The organism is Gemmatimonadaceae bacterium, from assembly GCA_040882285.1.
Taxonomy (GTDB): domain Bacteria; phylum Gemmatimonadota; class Gemmatimonadetes; order Gemmatimonadales; family Gemmatimonadaceae; genus JACDCY01.
In genome coordinates this window covers 1-20254 of sequence record JBBEBQ010000017.1, presented here as the reverse complement: position 1 = coordinate 20254, position 20254 = coordinate 1, and the positions used below count along the sequence as shown (strand labels likewise).

The following is a 20254-nucleotide window of genomic DNA, read 5'->3' as shown; positions in this document are numbered from 1 at the left end:
CTCTTAGCTACAACGGAACAATAGGAACTGACGGAACTGCCGCGCTGTTAGCCAAAAGCCAACAGCCAATAGCCAATAGCTTCTCTCTATCCTTTCACTTTGTTGATGATTTCTTCGGCCTTGCTCTTCGGAACTTCCTCGTAGTGGCTGAACTCCATCGAGTACACCGCGCGTCCCTGCGACTGCGAGCGAAGGCGCGTGGAGTAGCCGAACATCTCGGACAGCGGCACCGTCGCCTCGATCACCTGCGCTTCGCCGCGCTGCATCATCCCGCCGATCTTGCCGCGGCGTGAGGACAGATCGCCGAGGATGTCGCCCATGTAGTCCGACGGGCAGACGACTTCGACGTTCATCATCGGCTCGAGAATGATCGGCGTCGCGCGCTTGCACGCTTCCTTGATCGCCATCGAGCCCGCGATCTTGAACGCCATTTCGCTGGAGTCGACGTCGTGGTACGAGCCGTACACCAGCTCGGCTTTCACGTCCACCATCGGGTAGCCCGCGAGCACGCCGCCTTCGAGCGCTTCGCGCATCCCTTCCGACGCCGGCTTGATGAACTCCTTCGGGATCGTGCCGCCGACGATCTTGTCCTCGAATACGAAGCCTTCGCCCTGCTTGGCCGGCTCGATGTTGATGACGACGTGGCCGTACTGGCCCTTGCCGCCCGACTGGCGGATGAACTTCCCTTCCACCTTCTCGACGCGCTTCTTGATCGTCTCGCGGTAAGCGACCTGCGGACGGCCGATGTTCGCGTCCACCTTGAACTCGCGCTGCATGCGGTCGACGATGATCTCGAGGTGCAGCTCGCCCATGCCGGAGATGATCGTCTGTCCGGTCTCCGCATCGGAGTGCACACGGAACGTCGGATCCTCCTCGGCCAGCTTCTGCAGCGCGATGCCGAGCTTGTCCTGGTCGGCCTTCGTCTTCGGCTCGATGGCGACGTCGATGACGGGCGCCGGGAACTTCATCGCTTCCAGGATGATCGGCTTGTCCTCGTCGCAAATCGTGTCGCCCGTGCGCGTGTCCTTGAGACCGATCGCCGCGGCGATGTCGCCGGCGCGCACTTCCTCGATCTCCTCGCGCTTGTTGGCGTGCATCTGCAGCAGGCGGCTGACGCGCTCGCGCTTGTCCTTGCTCGCGTTGTACACGTACGAGCCCGACTTGAGCACGCCGGAGTACACGCGGAAGAACGTCAGCTTTCCGACGAACGGATCCGTCGCGATCTTGAACGCCAGTCCGGCGAACGGCGCGTCGTCGTCGACGGGGCGCGTCTCGGGCTCGGTGTGATTCGGGGCGTGCGCCTCGATGGGCGGCACGTCGAGCGGGGACGGCAGGAAGTCGATGACCGCGTCGAGCAGCGCCTGTACGCCCTTGTTCTTGAACGCCGCTCCGCACATGACCGGCACGATGAATCCGCCGACCGTGGCCGCGCGGATGGCGTGCCTGATCTCGTCGTTGGTGAGAGCAACGCCGCCGAAGTACTTCTCAATGAGATCCACGTCGTGCGAGACCGCGGCCTCGATGACTTCGTTGCGCGCCTTCTCGACGGCTTCGTGGTAGATCTCCGGAACGTCCACGACCTCGAACTTCTTGCCGAGCGATTCGTCGTCGAAGATGTACTGCTTGCGCTCGATGACGTCGATGTGGCCCGTGAACAGCTCGCCGGAGCCGACGGGCAGCTGGATCGGGTACGCGTCCTTGGTGAGGCGGTCGCGGATCATCTTGAGGCAGCGATCGAAGTCCGCGCCCACGCGGTCCATCTTGTTGGCGAAGATGATGCGGGGCACGCCGTACCGGTCGGCCTGGCGCCACACCGTCTCCGTCTGCGGCTCTACGCCGGCGACGGAGTCCAGCAGCGCGACCGCGCCGTCGAGCACGCGCAGCGACCGCTCCACTTCCACGGTAAAGTCCACGTGGCCGGGCGTGTCGATGATATTGATCCGGTGCTCCATCCCGTTCCGCTCCCAGAACGCGGTCGTGGCGGCGGAGGTGATGGTGATTCCGCGCTCCTGCTCCTGCTCCATCCAGTCCATGGTCGCGGTGCCTTCGTGCACCTCGCCGAGCTTGTGGCTGCGACCCGTGTAATAGAGGATGCGCTCGGTCGTAGTCGTCTTACCGGCATCGATGTGGGCCATGATGCCGATGTTGCGATAGTGCTCCAGCGCCGTATGGCGGCCGGTTGCTTTCGATGTGGCTACGCGAGGAGCCGCGGCTGTCGACATGTTCGTTTGATTCAGGCTGCGGAGCGGTTTCAGAGAACGAAAACGCGGGTGGACCTGGGCACCCATCGTGGGCCGGTATCCATCCGCTGCCGCCGGGTGCACCCGCCGCTCCTGCACGGGTGGGGACTCGAGGCGCGCCGAAAACATCCTCGGCGGTTTGGTTGTCTCTTACTGTGCCACGGCTCGCCACGCAAAGCGTGGTTTGCCATAGCCTTAGTAATGTAAGCCGCTACGGGCCGGCGTCAACTCCTCCCGGCGAGGTTGCCCACCGGAAGGGCGGACAATTAGGTCGGCTAGAGCTGCCGGACGAACCAGTCGCGGGCCAGCCGCGCGACCTGCTCGAGCGTCCCCGGCTCTTCGAACAGATGCGTAGCTCCCGGGACGATCTCGAGCTGCACCGGCGCCGTCATCCGCGCCATCGCCTGCCTGTTCAGCTCGATCACCTGCTCGTCGCGCTCGCCCACGATCAGCAGCGTCGGCGCCCGCACTCGCGGCAGCGCTTCACCCGCCAGGTCCGGCCGGCCGCCGCGCGACACCACGGCGCGCACCTTCTCCGGCTGGTCGGCCGCGGTCACCAGCGCGGCACCCCCGCCCGTGCTCGCCCCGAACAGACCGATCGGAAGGCCGCTGGTCGATTCCTCTGCGTCCAGCCAGTCGATCGCGCCCGCGAGCCGCCGCGCCAGCAATCCGATGTCGAACCGGTGCTCGCGCGTGTAGACGTCGATACCCTCTTCCCGCGCCGTCAACAGATCCAGCAGCAGCGTACCCATCCCACCCTCGCGTAGCGCCTCCGCTACGAAGCGGTTCCTGGGACTGTGCCGGCTGCTCCCGCTGCCGTGCGCGAACACGACGACACCGCGCGCCGCGGGCGGAAGCGCGAGCGTCCCCTCGAGCGAGGCGTCGCCGGCGTCGACCATCACCGTGCGCTCCGCCGAAGCCGAATCGGATGCCACAGCCATTTCGCCCTCCCTGTCTGCCACAAGTCGCCTGCTCAGCGGCGTGGAAAAGGAGCGGGCACGAGCTCCTCCCTCGCCCGCTCGAGCAGGTCGTGCACCTCCTCGTCGCTCGTCTGCGAGAAGTCGCGGTACCAGAGCCCGACCGCGTAAAACGGCTCCGGCGTCAGAGCGCACACGACCTCGTCGGCCGCGGCGCGCAGCATCTCACACGTCTCCTCCGGGGCGATCGGAACCGCCACGACGATCTTCCGCGGGTGCTCTTCCCTGAGCGCCGCGACGGCGACCCTCATGCTCGATCCGGTCGCGAGCCCGTCGTCCACCAGGATCACCGTGCGCCCGGCGATGTCCGGCAGCAGACGGTCGCCGCGGTACCGCTTCTGGCGCCGCTCCAGCTCGATCTCCTCGCGCCGCGTGACCTGCTCGATCTCCGCGTCGCTCACGCCCACCTGCGCGATCAGGGCGCGATCCAGTACGCGCGCTCCGCCCATCGCGATCGCGCCCATCGCGAGCTCCTCGTGGTGCGGCAGCCCGAGCTTGCGGACGACGAACACGTCGAGCGGCGCGGAGAGAGAGCGCGCGACCTCGAACGCAACAGGGACTCCACCGCGCGGCAAGCCGAGCACCAGCACGTCCGTACGGTCGGCGTACTCGCCCAGCCTGCTCGCCAGCTCTCGTCCCGCATCGGCCCGGTCGCGAAACCTTACGGTCATGACGTCCCCGTCTTCCGAATCGCTGCACCTACCATGCCTGGCGCGCCGAAAAGCCGAACGGATTGTGTTTTCGGTCCTTTCGGCCCGTGGCGCTCCGACGAGCCGCGCGTTAATTCCCAGCATCGTCCAACGCGAACACCGGAGTCTCTTCATGCAGCGCCTCTTCCGCGCCACCGCCCTGCCTGTCGCCTTCCTGACCATTGCCGGCAGCTGCACGCAGATCGCGCAAACCGCCCAGACCGCCGCAACGATTGCGACGACCGTCGTCACCCAGGCGGACGCGCAGGCGTATCTCGACAGCTATGCCGCGGAATTCCAGCGGCTGTACTACGCTTCGGCGCTGGCCGAGTGGGCGTCGAACACGCACATCGTGGAAGGCGACTCGACCAACGCGCGCCGCACCAAGGCGGCGAACGAAGCGTACGCCAGCTTCGTCGGCAGCGTGGCCAACATCGAGCGCATTCGCGGCTACCTGGCGCAGAAGGAGCGGCTCACCCCGATTCAGGTGCGCCAGCTCGAGGCGATGCTGTACGCCGCGGCGAACCAGCCGCAAACCGTGCCGGACGTCGTCCGCAGGCGCATCGCCGCCGAGACGGAGCAGACGGAGAAGCTGTACGGCTACACGTTCATGGTGAACGGGAAAGCGGTCACGCCGAACCAGATCGACTCGACGCTGCGCAACAGCACGAACATCGCCGACCGCCGCGCGTACTGGGAAGCGTCGAAGGCCATAGGCCCGACGCTCAAGCCGGGGATCATGAGCCTGCGCGACCTGCGCAACCAGACGGTGCAGGCGCTCGGCTATCCCGACTTCTTCACCTACCAGGTGTCGGACTACGGGATGACGACGGACGAGATGCTGCAGATGACCGACAACCTGCTGCGGCAGATCCGTCCGCTGTACCGCGAGCTGCACACGTGGGCGCGGCACGAGCTGGCGAGGAAGTACAACGTGCCGGTGCCCGAGTATCTCCCGGCGCACTGGCTGCCGAACAGGTGGGGACAGTCGTGGGAGGATCTCGCGCGCTCGGAAGGCGGGCCGAACCTCGACGACGCCTTCAAGGGAAAGACCGCGGAGTGGGTAGTGCGCTCGAGCGAGGACTTCTACAAATCGCTCGGCTTCCCCGCCCTGCCCTTGAGCTTCTACGAGAAATCGTCGCTGTATCCGCTGCCGGCCAACGCGCCGTACAAGAAGAACACGCACGCATCGGCGTGGCATCTGGATCTCGAGAACGACGTGCGGTCGCTGATGAGCGTGGAGCCGAACGCGGACTGGTACGAGACCTCGCACCACGAGCTGGGCCACATCTATTACTACGTCGCGTACACGCGCCCCGAAGTACCGCTGGTGCTGCGCGGTGGCGCCAACCGCGCGTACCACGAAGCGATCGGCTCGATGATCGGGCTGGCGTCCATGCAGCGCCCTTTCCTCGTCGGACGCGGCTTGCTGTCGGCGGGTGCGCAGGCGGACGAGCGCACGCAGCTCCTGCGCGAGGCGCTCAACTACATCGTCTTCATGCCCTGGTCAGCGGGCGTGATGACCCGCTTCGAGCACGAGCTGTACGCCAACGATCTGCCGGCCGACCAGTGGAACGCGCGCTGGTGGGAGCTCGCGCGCCGCTATCAGGGGATCGTCCCGCCCGCGCCGCGCGGCGAGCAGTTCGCCGACGCGCTGACCAAGACGCACATCAACGACGACCCGGGCCAGTACTACGATTACGCGCTGTCGTTCGCGCTCCTGTTCCAGATGCACAACCACATCGCGCGGAACATCCTCGGACAGGACCCGCGCAACTCGAACTACTACGGCAACACCGGAGTCGGCGATTTTCTGCGCACGCTCATGGCGCCCGGCGCGAGCCGGCCGTGGCGCGACGTGCTGCGCGAGACCACGGGCCAGGAGCTCAACGCCAACGCGATGATGGAGTACTTCGCGCCGCTGCACGCGTGGCTGCAGGAGCAGAATCGGGGGCGAGCGCACACGCTGCCCGAGCTGTAGCGCAACCTCCTGGTGAGCCGCTGATGGAATCCAGGCCGTGAGCAGTGAGCTGTTAGCGATCAGCAATCAGCAACTGCTATTCGGACGTTCCTGGAATTTCGCGGCAAACTCATCGACACGTCCAATATGTCAGTTCCCTGAGAGCCGACAGCTAACAGCTCACTGCTCACGGCCTGGATTCCCCATAGCCATTCCCGGAGCCAAAGCGCCGTCCCACCAGCCAGCCCCGTAGCCGGAACACTTGTTGCTTCTGTATCGCGTACCAATCCTAACGCGAAATAGAGGCGGGAATGAATTGCATACAAGGTTTATTGCTCGCGGTGGCGCTTACTCCAGCTAGTGCGTACGGGACCGGAACTGGTTCCAGTGCTTCGAGCCTCGCGGCACGGCCGGAGCTGGCCCCGCGCGCGTATGTGACGGCAGCCCCGGCGAACTCCGGCCCGCTCTCGCTGGCCGCGAGCATTTCCGCGCGGATCCTCTCCGTGCGGCTCGGGGACTCCGTAGCAGCGACGTACGCGATCTCAGTGGGATCCGACGGCCACGCCACCCCCACCGGGACCTTCCGGATCACTAAGCTCATATGGAATCCGCGCTGGGTTCCACCCAAGGAGCCGTGGGCCCGGGGAAAGACGGCGAAGGCGCCCGGCGACCCCGACAATCCGATGCAGACCGTGAAGATCTTCTTCCGGGAGCCCGACTATTACATCCACGGAACGCCGACGGTGGAGTCGCTCGGCGAAGCCGCGTCCAAGGGCTGCCTCCGGATGGACCCGCAGGAAGTCGCGGAGGTGGCAAAATGGGTCATGGAGCACGGCGGCGAGCCGCGCCCGCCGAGCTGGTTCGAGCGAATCAGGCGGCTCGCGAGGCGGGAGCATATCGTGCATCTGAAGAATCCGATCACGCTCGCCATCTCCCCGTAACGTACGGGCATCCGGAGCCAACACGATGAGCAAGAACAAGAAAAACGGAGGAAACCAGGCCCCTGCGCAACGCCATGCGGAGGGACAGCACGGCCAGAAAACGATCGATTTCCTGCGCAAGCAGCACGTGGAGCAGGGCGGCGCGGCTGCAAAGCGCTCGGGGCCGCAGTACGATCCGGCGGACATTCGCAAGCACGACACGACCGGCAAGGACCGGCTGTTCGAAGATCGGCAGCAGCACGACGACGCCGAGAAGGTGAGCGAGAAGACGCGCCTCGCCCGCGACGCCGACAGGCACAACCACGACTTGGGCACACCGCGCAAGCGCGCGGAGCGCCAGGCGAGCGCCAAGCGCAAAGGGAACTAGCCTCCCCGAGGCGCTACCTCAGGATCATGTAGGGATCGAGCGGCGTTCCTGTCCACCACGTCGTCATGTCGTCGTTCCGCAGGATGGCGAAGTGGAGGTGCGGCGTGTTCTGCGGAGCGTTGCCGCTGGTGCCCACGGTGCCGATTTGCTGCCCCTTCGCGACGGCCTGGCCTTCGCGCAGCGCGGGCGCGTATGCATCGAGGTGCGCGTAGTAGTAGATGAACTTCCTGGTCGGATCGGCTAGGTAGATCGTGAGCCCTCCCGCGCGGCTCGTGAACAGCTTCAGTACCGTTCCGGCGTCGGCTGCGAGGACCGGCGTTCCACGCGGAGCCGGAATGTCGAGCGCCTCGTGCGTGCGTCCCCCGCGCACCTCGGCGAAGCTGCCGACGAGATTCACCGGCCGCACACCGGCGACCGGCATCAGCAGCTGCCGCGACCGCAGGGCGGCGATATCTCCGCTGCTGACGACGGCCGCGCCGCGCGCCGGCACGGGCCTCGGCGCGGGAGCGGCCGCGGGCTCGGCGGCGACCAACGGGGTCTCCGCCGGAAGCAGGGGCCGTTGAGCCGAGGGCGACATGTCCACGATCGGCACTTGCGCCCCGACCGCTGGTTTCGGCGCGGGCGCGACGTCGTCCTCCGCGCAGCCGGGCATGGCAACCCAGACGCCAGCCAACAACGCAATTCGCCACACAAAAAGAACTAAATGTTCCCTGCTCGCCGGGGCTCTTATGGCACCCATCTTGATAGTCCCTGGTAGACACATTCAGCCAGGAAAGTCGACCATGTCCAATAGAATCGGAAGAACACAGCTACTCAGTGGCTTGATAGTAGTATCACTCGCGGCTAGCGCGTGCAGCTCGATGAGCCAGCGCGACCGCGGAGCGGTCATCGGGGCCGGAACCGGCGCCGTCATTGGCGGAGTCATCGGCAACCAGACCGGTTCCACCGCGCGCGGCGCCATCATCGGCGCGGTGCTCGGCGGAGCTGCCGGAGCGGTGATCGGTCATCAGATGGATCAGCAGGCCAAGGAGCTCGGCGACAGAATCGGAGGCGCGACCGTCACGCGCATCGGTGAGGGGATCGCGGTGTCGTTCTCATCGGGCATCCTGTACCCGTTCGATTCCGACCAGATCCTCCCCGCCGGCCGCGCGAATCTCGACGAGCTGGCGCTCAGCCTGCAGCGGTACCCCAACTCGTCCCTGACGATCGTCGGTCACACCGACAGCGTGGGAACGGACTCGTACAACATGGCGCTGTCGCATCGACGCGCGCACGCGGCTTCGGCGTACCTGCAGTCGAAGGGTATCGCGGCCAGCCGCATCACCGCACTGGGACGCGGCGAGACCGAGCCGATCGCTGCGAATTCGACGGATGCGGGACGCCAGCAGAACCGGCGCGTGGAAGTAGCCATCTACGCGAGCGAGGAATATCGGCAGCGGATTCTGCGAGAGAATCCATAAAGGCTGACCCCCTCAATAGCGAAAGAAAAGGCCCCGTCCGGTTTTCCGGACGGGGCCTTTTCACATCGGGTCGGTCGCTTACCAGCGGTAGTGCGCGAACGCCTTGTTGGCTTCGGCCATGCGGTGCGTGTCTTCCTTCTTCTTCACCGCGTTGCCTTCTCCCTTCGACGCCGCGACCACTTCGGTGGCGAGCTTCTCCGCCATCGACTTCTCGTTGCGGTCGCGCGAGAAGGAGATCAGCCAGCGCATCGCGAGCGCGGTGCGGCGGTCGGGTCGGACTTCCACCGGCACCTGGTACGTCGCGCCGCCGACGCGGCGGCTCTTCACCTCTACGACCGGCTTGATGTTGGTCAGCGCCTGCTTGAACACCGTCACGCCCGTCTGGCTGGTGCGCGTCTCCACGAGGTCCATCGCCTTGTAGAAGATGCGCTCGGCCGTGGACTTCTTGCCGTCGTACATCAGCGCGTTGATGAACTTCGAGACGGTCTGACTGTCGTAGCGTGAATCGGGCAGGATGGTGCGCTTCACCGAGCTCTTGCGGCGACTCATCTACTTCTTTCCTCCGGCTGCGCCCTTTGGCTTTTTCGTTCCGTATTTCGAGCGACTCTTGTTCCGGCCGGTGACGCCCGAGGCGTCGAGCGAGCCACGTACGATGTGATACCGCACGCCCGGCAGATCCTTCACGCGGCCGCCGCGGATGAGCACGATCGAGTGCTCCTGCAGGTTGTGGCCTTCACCCGGGATGTACGCGGTGACTTCGAATCCATTCGTGAGCCGCACGCGCGCCACTTTGCGCAGCGCCGAGTTCGGCTTCTTCGGGGTCGTGGTGTACACGCGCGTGCACACGCCGCGCTTCTGCGGATTCGCCTTGAGCGCCGGCGCTTTCTCTTTTTTCTCTACGTCGCGGCGGCTCTGCCGGACGAGCTGATTGATAGTGGGCATTAAATGCGGCTATTGGCTATTGGCTGTTGGCTTTTTGCTGAACCGATCAGCCTTTGCCACGGTACAGAAACTCCAGGACACAAAAGGCGCCCCGCCGTTGCCGGCTGGGGCGACAGAGACTGATAAAGTTAGACGGGGCGGGAACTTATGTCAACGTACCCCAGCCCCGAGAACGTTGCAGGGGAAACCAAGATGTGAGATGCCGGATACGAGAGAGCCAGAAGCGAGACATCTCACCTCTGGCCCTCTGTTTTCTGGCTATCTCACGTCTTGGATCCCCCATCGCCCAACCAGGAGCTCGGGACCCCCGGCTAGCTATCGCCGACTGGGAACTCCGTTGCCGGGATGAACTCGGGCTTGAATACCGGGGCGGGGATGAACACGGGCTTGGATGCCAGCGCGCTGCCGCCCCGGGCCGCCGCGACATCGGACCGGCCCGTCTCGGCATCCGGCGACAGATCGTCGCCCTCGTCCGCTACGGTGTCGATCTGCTCCGCCGCCGCGGTCAGCTGGCTCAAGTACGCCGTTGCGGGGTCGGAAACCAATAAATCTCGAAACCTCGGAGAAACGAACATCGGCCTCTCTGGCTGAATGCAACAGTTGTCTAATGCAACCGCCATGCTCCCGCGCCGCTCCACGGGCCAGCTACGCAAGTCCATGCCTTCAAAGGCGATAGCCGATCAGGACCCTTACCGGGAAGATGAGCGTCGCGAAGAAGTGTGGACTTTTGCGTCGGATTCTCGCGGTTTCCGAGTGGCCCGCCGCCTTTATTCGACGGTCTTTCGGAACCGCAGCACGCTGAGCGAGAACAGCACCGTCGCCATGCTCACCAGGGCCAGCGTTTCCGGCCAGATGGCGGATAGCGACGCCGACTTTAGAAGAATCCCCCGGAGCACCGTCAAAAAGTACGTCAGCGGGAGCACGAGACCGATCCACTGCGCGACCTCCGGCATCGCCTCCCGCGGAAACATGAAGCCGGACAGCAGGATGTTCGGCAGCATCACGAAGTAGCCGAGCTGAGTGGCCTGGACCTGCGACTTCACGGCCGTGGAGATGAGCAGCCCGATGCCGAGGTTCGCGGTAATGAACGCGCCCGCGACCAGGTACAGCAGCAGCAGACTCCCGCGCATCGGGACGTCGAACACCAGCCTTCCGAGCAACAGGATGACCGTCATCTGCACGTACCCGACCGCGACGAACGGCAGCACCTTCCCCAGCAGCAGGCTGGTTTTGCTCAGCGGAGTCACGACGAGTTGCTCGAGCGTTCCGCGCTCCCGCTCGCGCACCACGGCGAGGCTCATGACCACCAGCGACGTGATGGACAGCAGCACCCCGATCACGCCGGGCACGATGTACGCCTCGGAGCGCAGTCCCGGGTTGTACCACGGCCGGACGCGAACCTCTAGCGGCGGCTGCCCGCCGGTGCGCTCCGCGAGAATCGCCGCGCTGCGGGCAGCGCCCGCGAGCGACGCGCCGGAGATCGCCGCGGAGGCGGCCATCGGGTCCGCCGCGTCCACCACGATCTGCGCGGTTGCGCCGCGGCCGCGCTTGAGATTCGCGGCGAAATCCGGTGGGATGATCACCGCCGCGCTCGCTTCCCCACGCTCGATCACGCGGCGCAGCTCCGCACGGCTCGCCACCGAGCCGGTGACGCGGAAGTTGCCGGTGTTGCGCATGACGTCGATGAGCGCGCGGCTCTCGCTGCTCTGTGACTCGTCGAGCACGACCGTCGGCAGGTTCCGCACTTCGGTCCGGATGGCATAGCCGAACAGGAGGAGCTGCACCGCGGGCAGCACTACCACCATCGCGAGCGTCAACCGGTCGCGCCGCAGCTGGACGAACTCCTTGCGGAGCATGGGCCACAACCCGGCTCGTCGGACGCCCCCCAGCACGCTCACGCCGCCTCGCCTTCGTCGCGCCGCTGCAGCTCGATGAAGACGTCCTCGATGCTTGCCTCGCCGAACTGCGCCGGGATCTCGGCCGCGGTACCCTGCGCGATCAGGTGTCCGCGCGAGAGGAACGCGAGCCGTTGGCAGCGCGCGGCCTCGTCCATGTAGTGCGTGGTGACGAGCACGGTCGTCCCGTCGCGCGCCAGATCGTAGATGATCTCCCAGAACCGGCGCCGCGCCGCGGGATCCACACCCGCCGTCGGCTCGTCGAGGAAGAGCATCTTCGGATGATGCGCGGTCGCGCAGGCCAGCCCTAGCTTCTGCTTCCAGCCGCCGCTCAGCGTGCCGGCGAGCTGCTCCGCGCGCGGAGTCAGCTCCAGCTGCTCGAACAGCTCGACGATGCGCGCGTCCAGCGCCGCGCCGCGCAGCCCGTACACCGCGGCGTAGAACCTGACGTTCTCCCGCACCGTGAGATCGTCGTACAGGCCGAATCGCTGCGACATGTAGCCGATGGACCGGCGGATCTCTGACTGCTGCGTGCGCAGATCGTAGCCGACGACCGTGGCGTCGCCCGCGCTCGGCGTGAGCAGCCCGCACAGCATGCGGATGGTCGTGGTCTTCCCCGATCCGTTCGGGCCGAGTACGCCGAACACCTCGCCGCGGCGGATCTCTAGGTCGAGTCCCTCCACCGCGACCACGGGGCCGAACGTCTTGCGCAGCCCGCGTGTCTGCACCGCGATTTCGGTCGCGACAGTGTCCACGCTTGTGTTCACGGCGTCAGGGCGCGGCCGCGCGTGAGGCACGCGGCTCTATCCGAACGGTGACTGGAAGCCCGGCCTTGAGAGCGCCGGTCGCATCCACCAGCGTCACCTTGACGCCGAACAGCAGATCGCCGCGCTCCCGCTCGGTGAGCGCGACGCGCGGGGTGAATTCCGCGCGCGACGCTATCGCCGTGACGCGGCCGGTATAGTGCCGCGAAGGAAAGTCGTCGAGTGTCGCTCTCGCCTCGTCGCCCACGCGGATCCGCGCGACGTCCGCGGGGCTCAGGTAGATCCTGACCCACAGCGAATCCGTCTTGCCGAGCGTGACGACCGGCTCGCCGGCAGCCACCGTTTCACCGGGGTCCGCGAGCCGTCGGATGATCGTGCCGTTGGCGGGGGCCGTGAGGGCCAGCTCCGCGGCGGTGCCGCGGGCGGCGTCGAGTGCCGCGCGCGCGGAGGCGACGTCGGCGCGGGCGGCGCGTATCCGCTCGGGACGCGTGCCCTCGGTCACGAGCTGTCGTCCCTGCCGCGCGGCGCTCGCGCGCTGCGCCGCGACTGTGGCCTGCGTGCGCGCCGCCTCCAGCTCCTGCCGCGAGATCGCGCCTCCCTCGTACAGCGCCTGCGCGCGGGTGTAGTCGCGCGCGAGCCTCGCCGCTTCCGCTTCGGCGGCCGTGACTTCCGCCCCGCTCTGCCGCACTTCGGCCGGCCGCGCGCCCGCCTCCAGGTCACGCAGCACCGCCTCCGCGCGCTGCAGCCCCGCGCGCCGCACGTCGACCTCGGAGCTGGTGGCCGCCTGGGAGAGCAAGGCGAGCGTCTCGCCGGCGCGTACGCTCTGTCCCTCGTCCACGAGCACGCGCGAGACTCGGGCGGGGATGAGCGAGGCAACGTCCATCTCCACGACTTCGATCGTGCCCGTGCCCTCGATGCGGTCGTCGTCGCCGCCGGCGCAGGCGACGCCCGCGAGCAACAGCAGGAACGCGCTCGCGCGCTTGAGCCGGCCGGCGCGAGCGCGGCCGCGCGGCCGCTCCGCGAGCGCGGCCAAGGCGAATTCCACTGCATGCGCTCCGAACTTTTTCATTGTTTTCTCCGAGACGCCTTTGCGCCCCTCGCCGAGCAGCATCCCGACGGCCGGGCGGGCGACGTGGACGTACACCACCTGGGATACCACCGAGATCACGGCGAACCGCGCGTCCAGCTCTTTGCGGAACAAGCCCGCGCGCTGGCCCTGCTCGATGATCCCGCACAGCCGCTTGAACACCTTCGCCATCGAATCCGAGATCGGGTCGGCCGCATTCTCGCCGCGGTGCTCGACCATCTCCCGCACGAAGATCCGCGCGAGGTCGGGGTGCGCGCCGAGGACTTCCATCTGGGCTGCTACGACGCCGTGAACGGCGTCCTCGGGAGTGCGCGCTTCGCGCAGTCGTCCGCCGAGGTTCTCAGCCAACCCGCCGATCAGCCGGGCGAGCACGGCACGGTACAGCGCCTTCTTGTCGCCGAAGTAGTAGTACAGCAGCGCCGGGTTGACCTTCGCGCGGGTGCCGATCTGCTTGATCGTGGTCGCGTCGAACCCGCGGCCGGCGAATAGCGACTCGGCCGCGTCGAGAATGACCTCTTTGGATTCTTTCCGAGGCATGTGTTTAATTAATCGCTTAATTAAGTAGTACGCAAGGTCACACGGCTGGCGCGCGTCCACCGCAGTCTGAGGCTTCCAGCAGCAAGTGAACGGTTTCGCTGGCGTGCGCTCAGGAGGTCAGGCTCCGATTGTGAGCCCTTGCGAGCTTGGCCCCGGAGAGCCTAGAGTATGGGTATGGTTGAGACAGCACCGATGTGGACCGTCGAGCGGTGGCGCGAGCTACCTGCGGACGGCAACCGGTACGAGCTGGTCGACGGGCAGTTGCTGGTGACGCCGTCGCCGGCGCTTCCCCACCAGCTCGCCACGTTCGAGCTCGCCCGGCTGATCGCGGACTACGTGGAACGCTTCCGCATTGGCCTGACCGTGATCGCGCCGGCGGACGTCCAGTACGACGACCGCACTGTGGTGGAGCCCGACATCTTCGTAGCGCCGCTGCTGGAGGGTCGCCGTCCCCGGTCGTATGCCGACTTGGATGGATTACTGCTAGCGGTCGAAGTGATCTCGCCGAGCAGCGCGCGCGCGGACCGAATCACCAAGCGCCGGCTGTACCAGCGCCAGCGAGTACCGGAGTACTGGATCATCGATCTCGACGCGCGGGTCGTCGAGCGCTGGCGGCCGGACGACGACCGGCCGGAGCTGTTGACCGATCGGATCGAATGGCAGCCCGCCGCCGAGCTCTCACCCTTGTCGATGAGCTTGCCCGACTACTTCCGGAAAGTGCTACAAGAGTAGGCTATTCTCGGCGCGTCGCGGCCGGCGCGGCTCTGTTCGGCGCCGAGCCTCGCAGCGCCAGCTCCCCCATCCGCGAGTAGTCTATCGAGCGCGCGAGAATTCGCGCGGCTTCCTGCGGCGCGTGGAATCCCATCGAGTTCTCGGCCTCCACGAAATCGGCGAAGAACTGCGCCTTCCGCTGGTAGTCCCGCGCCGCGGCGAGATTCCGGTCGCCGCTGTCGGCCCGCGCCGCCGCCGCGATCCCGCGCGACAGGTTGAGCACCGCGTCGATCGCCACGTTGCGCAGCTCGTGCGTCCGGTCCTGGATCGTATGCACCCGCTGCCGCAGCTCGTCCTCGGTGACCTTGTGACAGGTCTGGCACGACCGGTTGATGTTCAGCATGGGGCTGCGGACCCAGTGGTCGCTAATCTTCTGCGCGCCCTCGCGCACGTACGGCATGTGGCAGTCCGCGCACGCGACGCCCGCGCGCGCGTGCGTCCCCTGGCTGAACAGCTCGAACTCGGGATGCTGCGCCTTGAGAATCGGCGCGCCGCTGCGCGCGTGCACGAAGTCGCGGTGCCCCACCTGGTCGTAGTACGCCAGCATGCTGTCGACCGTCAGCCCCTTCTGCCACGGGTAGACGAGGCGCTTCTCCGCCCCGCGGAAGTAGTACTCCACGTGGCACTGCCCGCACACGTACGTGCGCATCTCCTGCCTGGTCGCGTCGCGGTTCACGTCGTAGTTCGCGATCCCCTGGCTCGCCTTGAGCGCGCGGATCCCCTCGATGAATCCGGGGCGCGTGACGCGCAGCCGCATCGTCTCCGGCTCGTGGCAATCGATGCACGCGATCGGCTGGGTGACGTGCGTGCGCGCCTGCGCGTACGTCATCGGGTTGAGCGTCTCAAACCCCTTGATCAGGTCCCCGCCGCCCGCGCGCTTGTACGGCACGTACACGGATGCGTGGCAGTGGATGCACGCGCCCGGCTGCGGCGACGCCTGCTGCCGACCCGTCATCTCCTGGTCCACCAGCATGTACGCGTGCCCGCGCTCCTCGCGGAAGTCTACCGAGAACGCGTACCCGTCCCAGAACTCGCGCAGCCGCGGATCTTCCTCGAGGCGTGACTGCGCTACGATTGAGCGCGGATCGGCGTCCGTCGGCGTCCGCGGCAGCGCCTCGCTCCCGCCGTAGCGCGTGCGCTGCTGGTCCACGGTGCGCCGGTACTGGTCGTACTGCAGCGGGAAGTTCCGCCCCCACACTTCCGGGTCCTGCGTCGTGTCGGTGATGACCACGCTCCGGAAGAACGGATCCCGCCCCTCCTGCTTCCGCTCGAAGATGCTCGTGAGCAGCGCGACGATCCCCACGGCTGCGAGCGCCGCGCCGACCGTGAGCACGCCGAGGAGCGTATAAAAGCGCTTCCGGTTGCGGGGCGTCGCGCGATCCCGTTGTGCTGGCGAAGTCATCGAGCTTTCTCCTTCGTCGTGTCTCTAAGTGTTGGGCGATGCAGTTCCATCACGGCTGTCCTGTGTAGTTGCCAGCTGCTAGCTGCTAGCTGCTGGCTGTAGTGCTCACCGCACCCAGTGCCCGACGTACGCATGGCACCGGATGCAGGAAATGGGCTCGCCCGCGCGCGATTCCTCGCTCGCGTGCGGATCGGGATCGATCGCGCTCACGATCTCCCCGTGGCAGTAGCGGCACGCCTGCTCGGTTACGCGATTATTCCGCGGCGTGATCCGGAGCGGGTCCGGATAATTCCCGGTCGTAAAGTAGAACGAGTGCCAGAACCCGTTCAGCGCCTTGGTCGTATACTTGCCCACCAGGTTGTGCGGCGTATGGCAGTCGTTGCACGTCGCCACCGAGCGGTGGCTCCCCTTCAGCCATGCGGAGTAGTGCTCGCTCATGACGTGGCAGTTGGCGCACGCGGCTGGATCGTTGGTGAGGTACGACGCCCCTTTGGCGTAGCCGAACGTGAAGAAGCCCAGCCCCGCGGATATGCCGACGAGCACCGCGGCAATAATAGCCAGCGTCCGGGTACGCGTCATCGCCGCGACCGCACCGCAAGCATCCGGATAGAAATTCTCCTAAGCTCGAGTGTGCAACAGCTAAACTAGACTCATGGGAAGAATCAAGCCGGAGCTTGCATGAAGCGCCTCGCAGCGTTCGTCGGCGCCACCATAGGCGGGTGGCTGGGCTGGTGGCTCGGCGCGAAGGTCGGGATCATGACCGCCTTCATGGTGAGCATGGTCGGCACCGGCCTCGGGATCTACCTCGCCGTCCGCTTTGCGAGGCAGTACGAATCGTAGCCTGAGCTGAACGAAGAGAGGGTCTCATCCCGTGGCGCGTCTTAGCGAAGCGTAGCACCCCGGGAGAGACCCCTCTTTCGTTCAGCCGCGAGACTAACTCTCGTCTACAGCTCTTCCTCAGCGAACACCGGCGACACACTCACCTCGGCTTCCGCCGGCGTCAGCGCGAACAGCGGCTGCGCCGCGGCCGCAGCGATGGCTGCCTGCTCCTCCGCAGTCGGCACGTCCGGGCCGCTCTCGACGTCCACCTCGTGATACCGGTACATGCCCGTACCCGCCGGGATCAGGTGACCGATGATGATGTTCTCCTTGAGTCCAAGGAGATCGTCCTTCGCGCCGCGAATGGCCGCGTCGGTCAGCACGCGCGTGGTCTCCTGGAAGCTCGCCGCCGAGATGAACGACTGGGTCGTGAGACTCGCCTTCGTGATGCCGAGCAGCAGCGGCTCGGAAGAAGCAGCCACTTCCTTCTTCTTCTTCGCCCGCTCGTTCACGTCGCGGAAGACCTGCTTGTCGATGTTCTCGCCCTCGAGGAACTCGGTCTCGCCCGAATCCAGGACGCGGACCTTCTGCAGCATCTGGCGCACGATCACGCCGATGTGCTTGTCGTTGATCTTCACGCCCTGCAGACGATAGACCTCCTGCACCTCGTTCAGCAGATACTCCTGCACCGCGCGCGGTCCCTTGATCCGCAGGATGTCGTGCGGGTTTACCGCACCCTCGCTCAGCCTGTCACCCGCGCGCACGCGATCGCCCTCGTGCACCCGCAAGTGCTTGCCGGCGGGCACTTCATACAGCTGCGGCTCCTGCGTGTCGTCCGGCACCTGCACCTGGCCGTTCGCAGCCTTCTCAAACCGCACGGGCTGCACGAACACCTCGCGCTTGCCGCGCTTGATCTCGCCGAACCGCACGAACCCGTCTATCTCCGAGATCGTCGCCGGGTCCTTCGGGCGCCGCGCCTCGAACAGCTCCGCAACTCGCGGCAGACCGCCGGTGATGTCGCGCGTCTTGTACGCCTCGCGGCTCACCTTCGCCAGCGTGGTGCCGGCGGTGATGCGCGTGCCGTCGCTCACGGTGAGCTGCGCGCCCACCGGGATGACGAAGTCGCGCAGGCGCTTCTCCTTCCCGCCCTTCTCCTGCCAGATCTCGATGTGCGGGTGGAGCTTCTTCTCGCGATCCTCGATCACGACCGTCTGCCGCAGACCGGTCAGCTCGTCCAGCTCCTCGGAGATCGACTCCTCGGGAACCAGGTCCACGAACCGGACCGTTCCGTTCACGTCCGCGATGATCGGGTTGGTGTACGGGTCCCAGGTGAAGATCACCTGCTCCTTCTTCACGTCCTCGCCGTCCTGCACGTGCAGCTCCGCGCCGAGCGGCACCGACAGGCGCCACACACCGACGCCGTGCTTCTCGCCCGTCGAGCGGATGATGATCTCACCCTCGTACGACGTGACGATCTGCTTGCCCTCGGAGTTGGTGACCGCGACCAGCCGGTCCCCGAACTCGAGCGTGCCCGCGACCTTCGACTTGCGTGCCGTCTGCTCGGCGATGCGCGCCGCCGTTCCACCGATGTGGAACGTGCGCAGCGTGAGCTGAGTGCCCGGCTCGCCGATCGATTGCGCCGCGATGATGCCCACGGCCTCGCCGCGGTCCACCATCGCCATCGTCGCGAGATTTCTGCCGTAGCACATCTGGCAGAGACCGCGCTTCGCCTCGCACGTCAGCACGCTGCGGATGCGAACCGTCTCGATCCCCGAATCCTCGATCGCGCGCGCCGTGTCCTCGTCGATCAGCTGTCCCGCTTCCACGATCCGCGTCGGACGGCCGGCCTGATCCCGCTCGTGCGGATCCTCGATGTCCTCGGCGGCGACGTTGCCGACGATTCTCTCGCCCAGCGGCTCGATGATGTCCTCGCCTTCCTTCAGCGCCCCGACCTCGAGGCCCAGGATCGTGCCGCAATCCTCCTCGCTGATCGTGACGTCCTGCGCCACGTCCACCAGCCGGCGGGTCAGGTAGCCGGCGTCGGCCGTCTTGAGCGCCGTGTCCGCCAGTCCCTTGCGCGCGCCGTGCGTCGAGATGAAGTACTCGAGCACCGACAGACCCTCGCGGAAGTTCGACTTGATCGGGCTCTCGATGATCTCGCCGATTCCACCCGTGAGCTTCTTCTGCGGCTTCGCCATCAGTCCGCGCATGCCGGCGAGCTGACGGATCTGGTCGCGCGATCCGCGCGAGCCGGAGTCGAACATCATGAACACGGGGTTGAAGCCCTGCTTGGACGCCTTCATCGCCTTGACCATCGCGTCCGCGATGTCGTTGTTGGCGTGCGTCCACGTGTCGATGACTTTGTTGTAGCGCTCGCCGTTCGTGATGTTACCGGTCTGGTACGCCTTCTCGAACCGCTCGACGCGCTGCTCCGCCTCGGTGATGAGCGTCTCCTTCTCGGGTGGGATGTACAGGTCCTCGATCCCGATCGAGACTCCGCCGCGCGTCGCGTGGTGGAAGCCGAATTCCTTCAGGCGGTCGAGGAACTCGACCGTCGGAGCCAGCCCGCCGTGACGGTACGACTCGAACACGAGCTCGCCCAGCGCCTTCTTCTTCATGTCGCGGTTCTGGAACGGCAGCACGCTCGGGATGATCGCGCTGAACAGCACGCGGCCTACCGTCGTGATGATCCAGTTCGGCTCGTCGTCCTTGACCACGCAGTAACGGATCGCGGTCTGCTGCGCGACGCGGCCCTGCGCCAGCGCCATCTCCACTTCCGCGACGGAGCTGAACGCCTTGAGCTGCGCGGCCTTCTTCGGATCCTTGAGCAGCTCGTCGAACCCGACCGGCGCCTTCGTCGCGAAGTAGCAGCCGAGCACGATGTCCTGCGACGGCTCCGCCACCGGACGGCCGTCCGACGGCTTGAGGATGTTGTTGGACGACAGCAGCAGCACCCGGCACTCGAGCTGCGACTCGAACGACAGCGGCACGTGCACCGCCATCTGGTCGCCGTCGAAGTCGGCGTTGAACGCCGCGCACACGAGCGGGTGAATTCGGATGGCCTTGCCCTCGACCAGCACCGGCTCGAACGCCTGGATTCCCAGGCGGTGGAGCGTCGGCGCGCGGTTGAGCATGACCGGATGGTCGCGGATGATCTCCTCGAGGATCTCGTACACCTCGGGCGACTCGCGCTCCACGATCTTCTTGGCGCGCTTCACCGTCTCCGCGATCCCCTTGTCCACCAGCTTGTGGATGATGAACGGCTTGAACAGCTCCAGCGCCATCGCCTTGGGTAAGCCGCACTGGTGCAGCTTGAGCTCCGGACCGACGACGATGACCGAGCGGCCCGAGTAGTCCACGCGCTTGCCGAGCAGGTTCTGACGGAACCGGCCCTGCTTGCCCT

At 66.3% G+C, this 20254-nt stretch carries 19 protein-coding genes; 6 read left to right on the top strand and 13 right to left on the bottom strand.

Annotated elements, in window-relative coordinates; translation table 11 throughout:
- Nucleotides 1–86 precede the first annotated feature (86 nt).
- The 3 genes from fusA to WEA80_09200 form a co-directional block, all read right to left on the bottom strand.
- Nucleotides 87–2222 carry an elongation factor G gene (gene fusA / locus WEA80_09210; protein MEX1186754.1) on the bottom strand — a complete coding sequence of 712 codons (2136 nt, stop codon included), beginning with the start codon at nt 2220–2222 and terminating at the stop codon, nt 87–89.
- 293 nt (nt 2223–2515) lie between these two features.
- Entirely contained in the window at nt 2516–3181 is a 666-nt protein-coding gene (locus WEA80_09205) for an alpha/beta fold hydrolase (GenBank protein ID MEX1186753.1), read from the bottom strand.
- A gap of 32 nt (nt 3182–3213) precedes the next feature.
- The gene (locus WEA80_09200) at nt 3214–3888 is read right to left on the bottom strand and encodes a phosphoribosyltransferase (protein ID MEX1186752.1); all 675 of its coding nucleotides are present in this window, start codon (nt 3886–3888) and stop codon (nt 3214–3216) included.
- Between the two features lie 151 nt (nt 3889–4039).
- On the opposite strand from WEA80_09200, the gene WEA80_09195 reads away from it, so the two are divergent.
- The 3 genes from WEA80_09195 to WEA80_09185 all read left to right on the top strand — a co-directional run bounded on the left by WEA80_09195 (nt 4040) and on the right by WEA80_09185 (nt 7174).
- Nucleotides 4040–5887, top strand: a complete 1848-nt coding sequence (locus WEA80_09195) for a M2 family metallopeptidase (protein MEX1186751.1) — start codon at nt 4040–4042, stop codon at nt 5885–5887.
- A 413-nt stretch (nt 5888–6300) separates the two neighbouring features.
- Nucleotides 6301–6807 carry a L,D-transpeptidase gene (locus WEA80_09190; GenBank protein ID MEX1186750.1) on the top strand — a complete coding sequence of 169 codons (507 nt, stop codon included), beginning with the start codon at nt 6301–6303 and terminating at the stop codon, nt 6805–6807.
- A gap of 25 nt (nt 6808–6832) precedes the next feature.
- Nucleotides 6833–7174, top strand: a complete 342-nt coding sequence (locus WEA80_09185; protein MEX1186749.1) for a hypothetical protein — start codon at nt 6833–6835, stop codon at nt 7172–7174.
- Nucleotides 7175–7187: 13 nt separating this feature from the next.
- Here WEA80_09185 and WEA80_09180 read toward each other — a convergent pair whose 3' ends face one another.
- Nucleotides 7188–7826 carry a M23 family metallopeptidase gene (locus tag WEA80_09180; protein ID MEX1186748.1) on the bottom strand — a complete coding sequence of 213 codons (639 nt, stop codon included), beginning with the start codon at nt 7824–7826 and terminating at the stop codon, nt 7188–7190.
- A gap of 208 nt (nt 7827–8034) precedes the next feature.
- On the opposite strand from WEA80_09180, the gene WEA80_09175 reads away from it, so the two are divergent.
- A complete protein-coding gene (locus tag WEA80_09175; protein MEX1186747.1) occupies nt 8035–8634 on the top strand; it encodes an OmpA family protein in 600 nt (199 codons plus the stop codon).
- Between the two features lie 78 nt (nt 8635–8712).
- Here the strand turns inward: WEA80_09175 and rpsG are convergent, their stop codons facing one another.
- The 6 genes from rpsG to WEA80_09145 all read right to left on the bottom strand — a co-directional run bounded on the left by rpsG (nt 8713) and on the right by WEA80_09145 (nt 13859).
- Nucleotides 8713–9183, bottom strand: coding sequence for a 30S ribosomal protein S7 (rpsG, locus tag WEA80_09170; GenBank protein MEX1186746.1), 471 nt, complete (start codon nt 9181–9183; stop codon nt 8713–8715).
- On the bottom strand, nt 9184–9576 hold the full coding sequence (gene rpsL, locus WEA80_09165; GenBank protein ID MEX1186745.1) for a 30S ribosomal protein S12: 393 nt from the start codon (nt 9574–9576) through the stop codon (nt 9184–9186).
- A 311-nt stretch (nt 9577–9887) separates the two neighbouring features.
- A complete protein-coding gene (locus WEA80_09160) occupies nt 9888–10094 on the bottom strand; it encodes a hypothetical protein (protein MEX1186744.1) in 207 nt (68 codons plus the stop codon).
- 249 nt (nt 10095–10343) lie between these two features.
- The gene (locus WEA80_09155) at nt 10344–11432 is read right to left on the bottom strand and encodes an ABC transporter permease (protein ID MEX1186743.1); all 1089 of its coding nucleotides are present in this window, start codon (nt 11430–11432) and stop codon (nt 10344–10346) included.
- 38 nt (nt 11433–11470) lie between these two features.
- Nucleotides 11471–12238, bottom strand: a complete 768-nt coding sequence (locus WEA80_09150; GenBank protein ID MEX1186742.1) for an ABC transporter ATP-binding protein — start codon at nt 12236–12238, stop codon at nt 11471–11473.
- A 4-nt stretch (nt 12239–12242) separates the two neighbouring features.
- Nucleotides 12243–13859: a CerR family C-terminal domain-containing protein gene (locus tag WEA80_09145; GenBank protein ID MEX1186741.1), complete on the bottom strand. Its 1617-nt coding sequence runs from the start codon at nt 13857–13859 to the stop codon at nt 12243–12245.
- A 174-nt stretch (nt 13860–14033) separates the two neighbouring features.
- Between WEA80_09145 and WEA80_09140 the strand changes: the two genes are divergently transcribed.
- Complete coding sequence (locus tag WEA80_09140) at nt 14034–14591, top strand: Uma2 family endonuclease (GenBank protein MEX1186740.1); 558 nt, start codon at nt 14034–14036, stop codon at nt 14589–14591.
- Nucleotide 14592: 1 nt separating this feature from the next.
- Here the strand turns inward: WEA80_09140 and WEA80_09135 are convergent, their stop codons facing one another.
- Complete coding sequence (locus tag WEA80_09135; GenBank protein ID MEX1186739.1) at nt 14593–16032, bottom strand: ammonia-forming cytochrome c nitrite reductase subunit c552; 1440 nt, start codon at nt 16030–16032, stop codon at nt 14593–14595.
- Between the two features lie 105 nt (nt 16033–16137).
- A complete protein-coding gene (nrfH, locus tag WEA80_09130) occupies nt 16138–16611 on the bottom strand; it encodes a cytochrome c nitrite reductase small subunit (GenBank protein ID MEX1186738.1) in 474 nt (157 codons plus the stop codon).
- 99 nt (nt 16612–16710) lie between these two features.
- On the opposite strand from nrfH, the gene WEA80_09125 reads away from it, so the two are divergent.
- Nucleotides 16711–16872: a hypothetical protein gene (locus WEA80_09125; GenBank protein ID MEX1186737.1), complete on the top strand. Its 162-nt coding sequence runs from the start codon at nt 16711–16713 to the stop codon at nt 16870–16872.
- Between the two features lie 104 nt (nt 16873–16976).
- Here the strand turns inward: WEA80_09125 and rpoC are convergent.
- On the bottom strand, nt 16977–20254 hold a 3278-nt coding region (rpoC, locus tag WEA80_09120; GenBank protein MEX1186736.1), incomplete at its 5' end, for a DNA-directed RNA polymerase subunit beta'.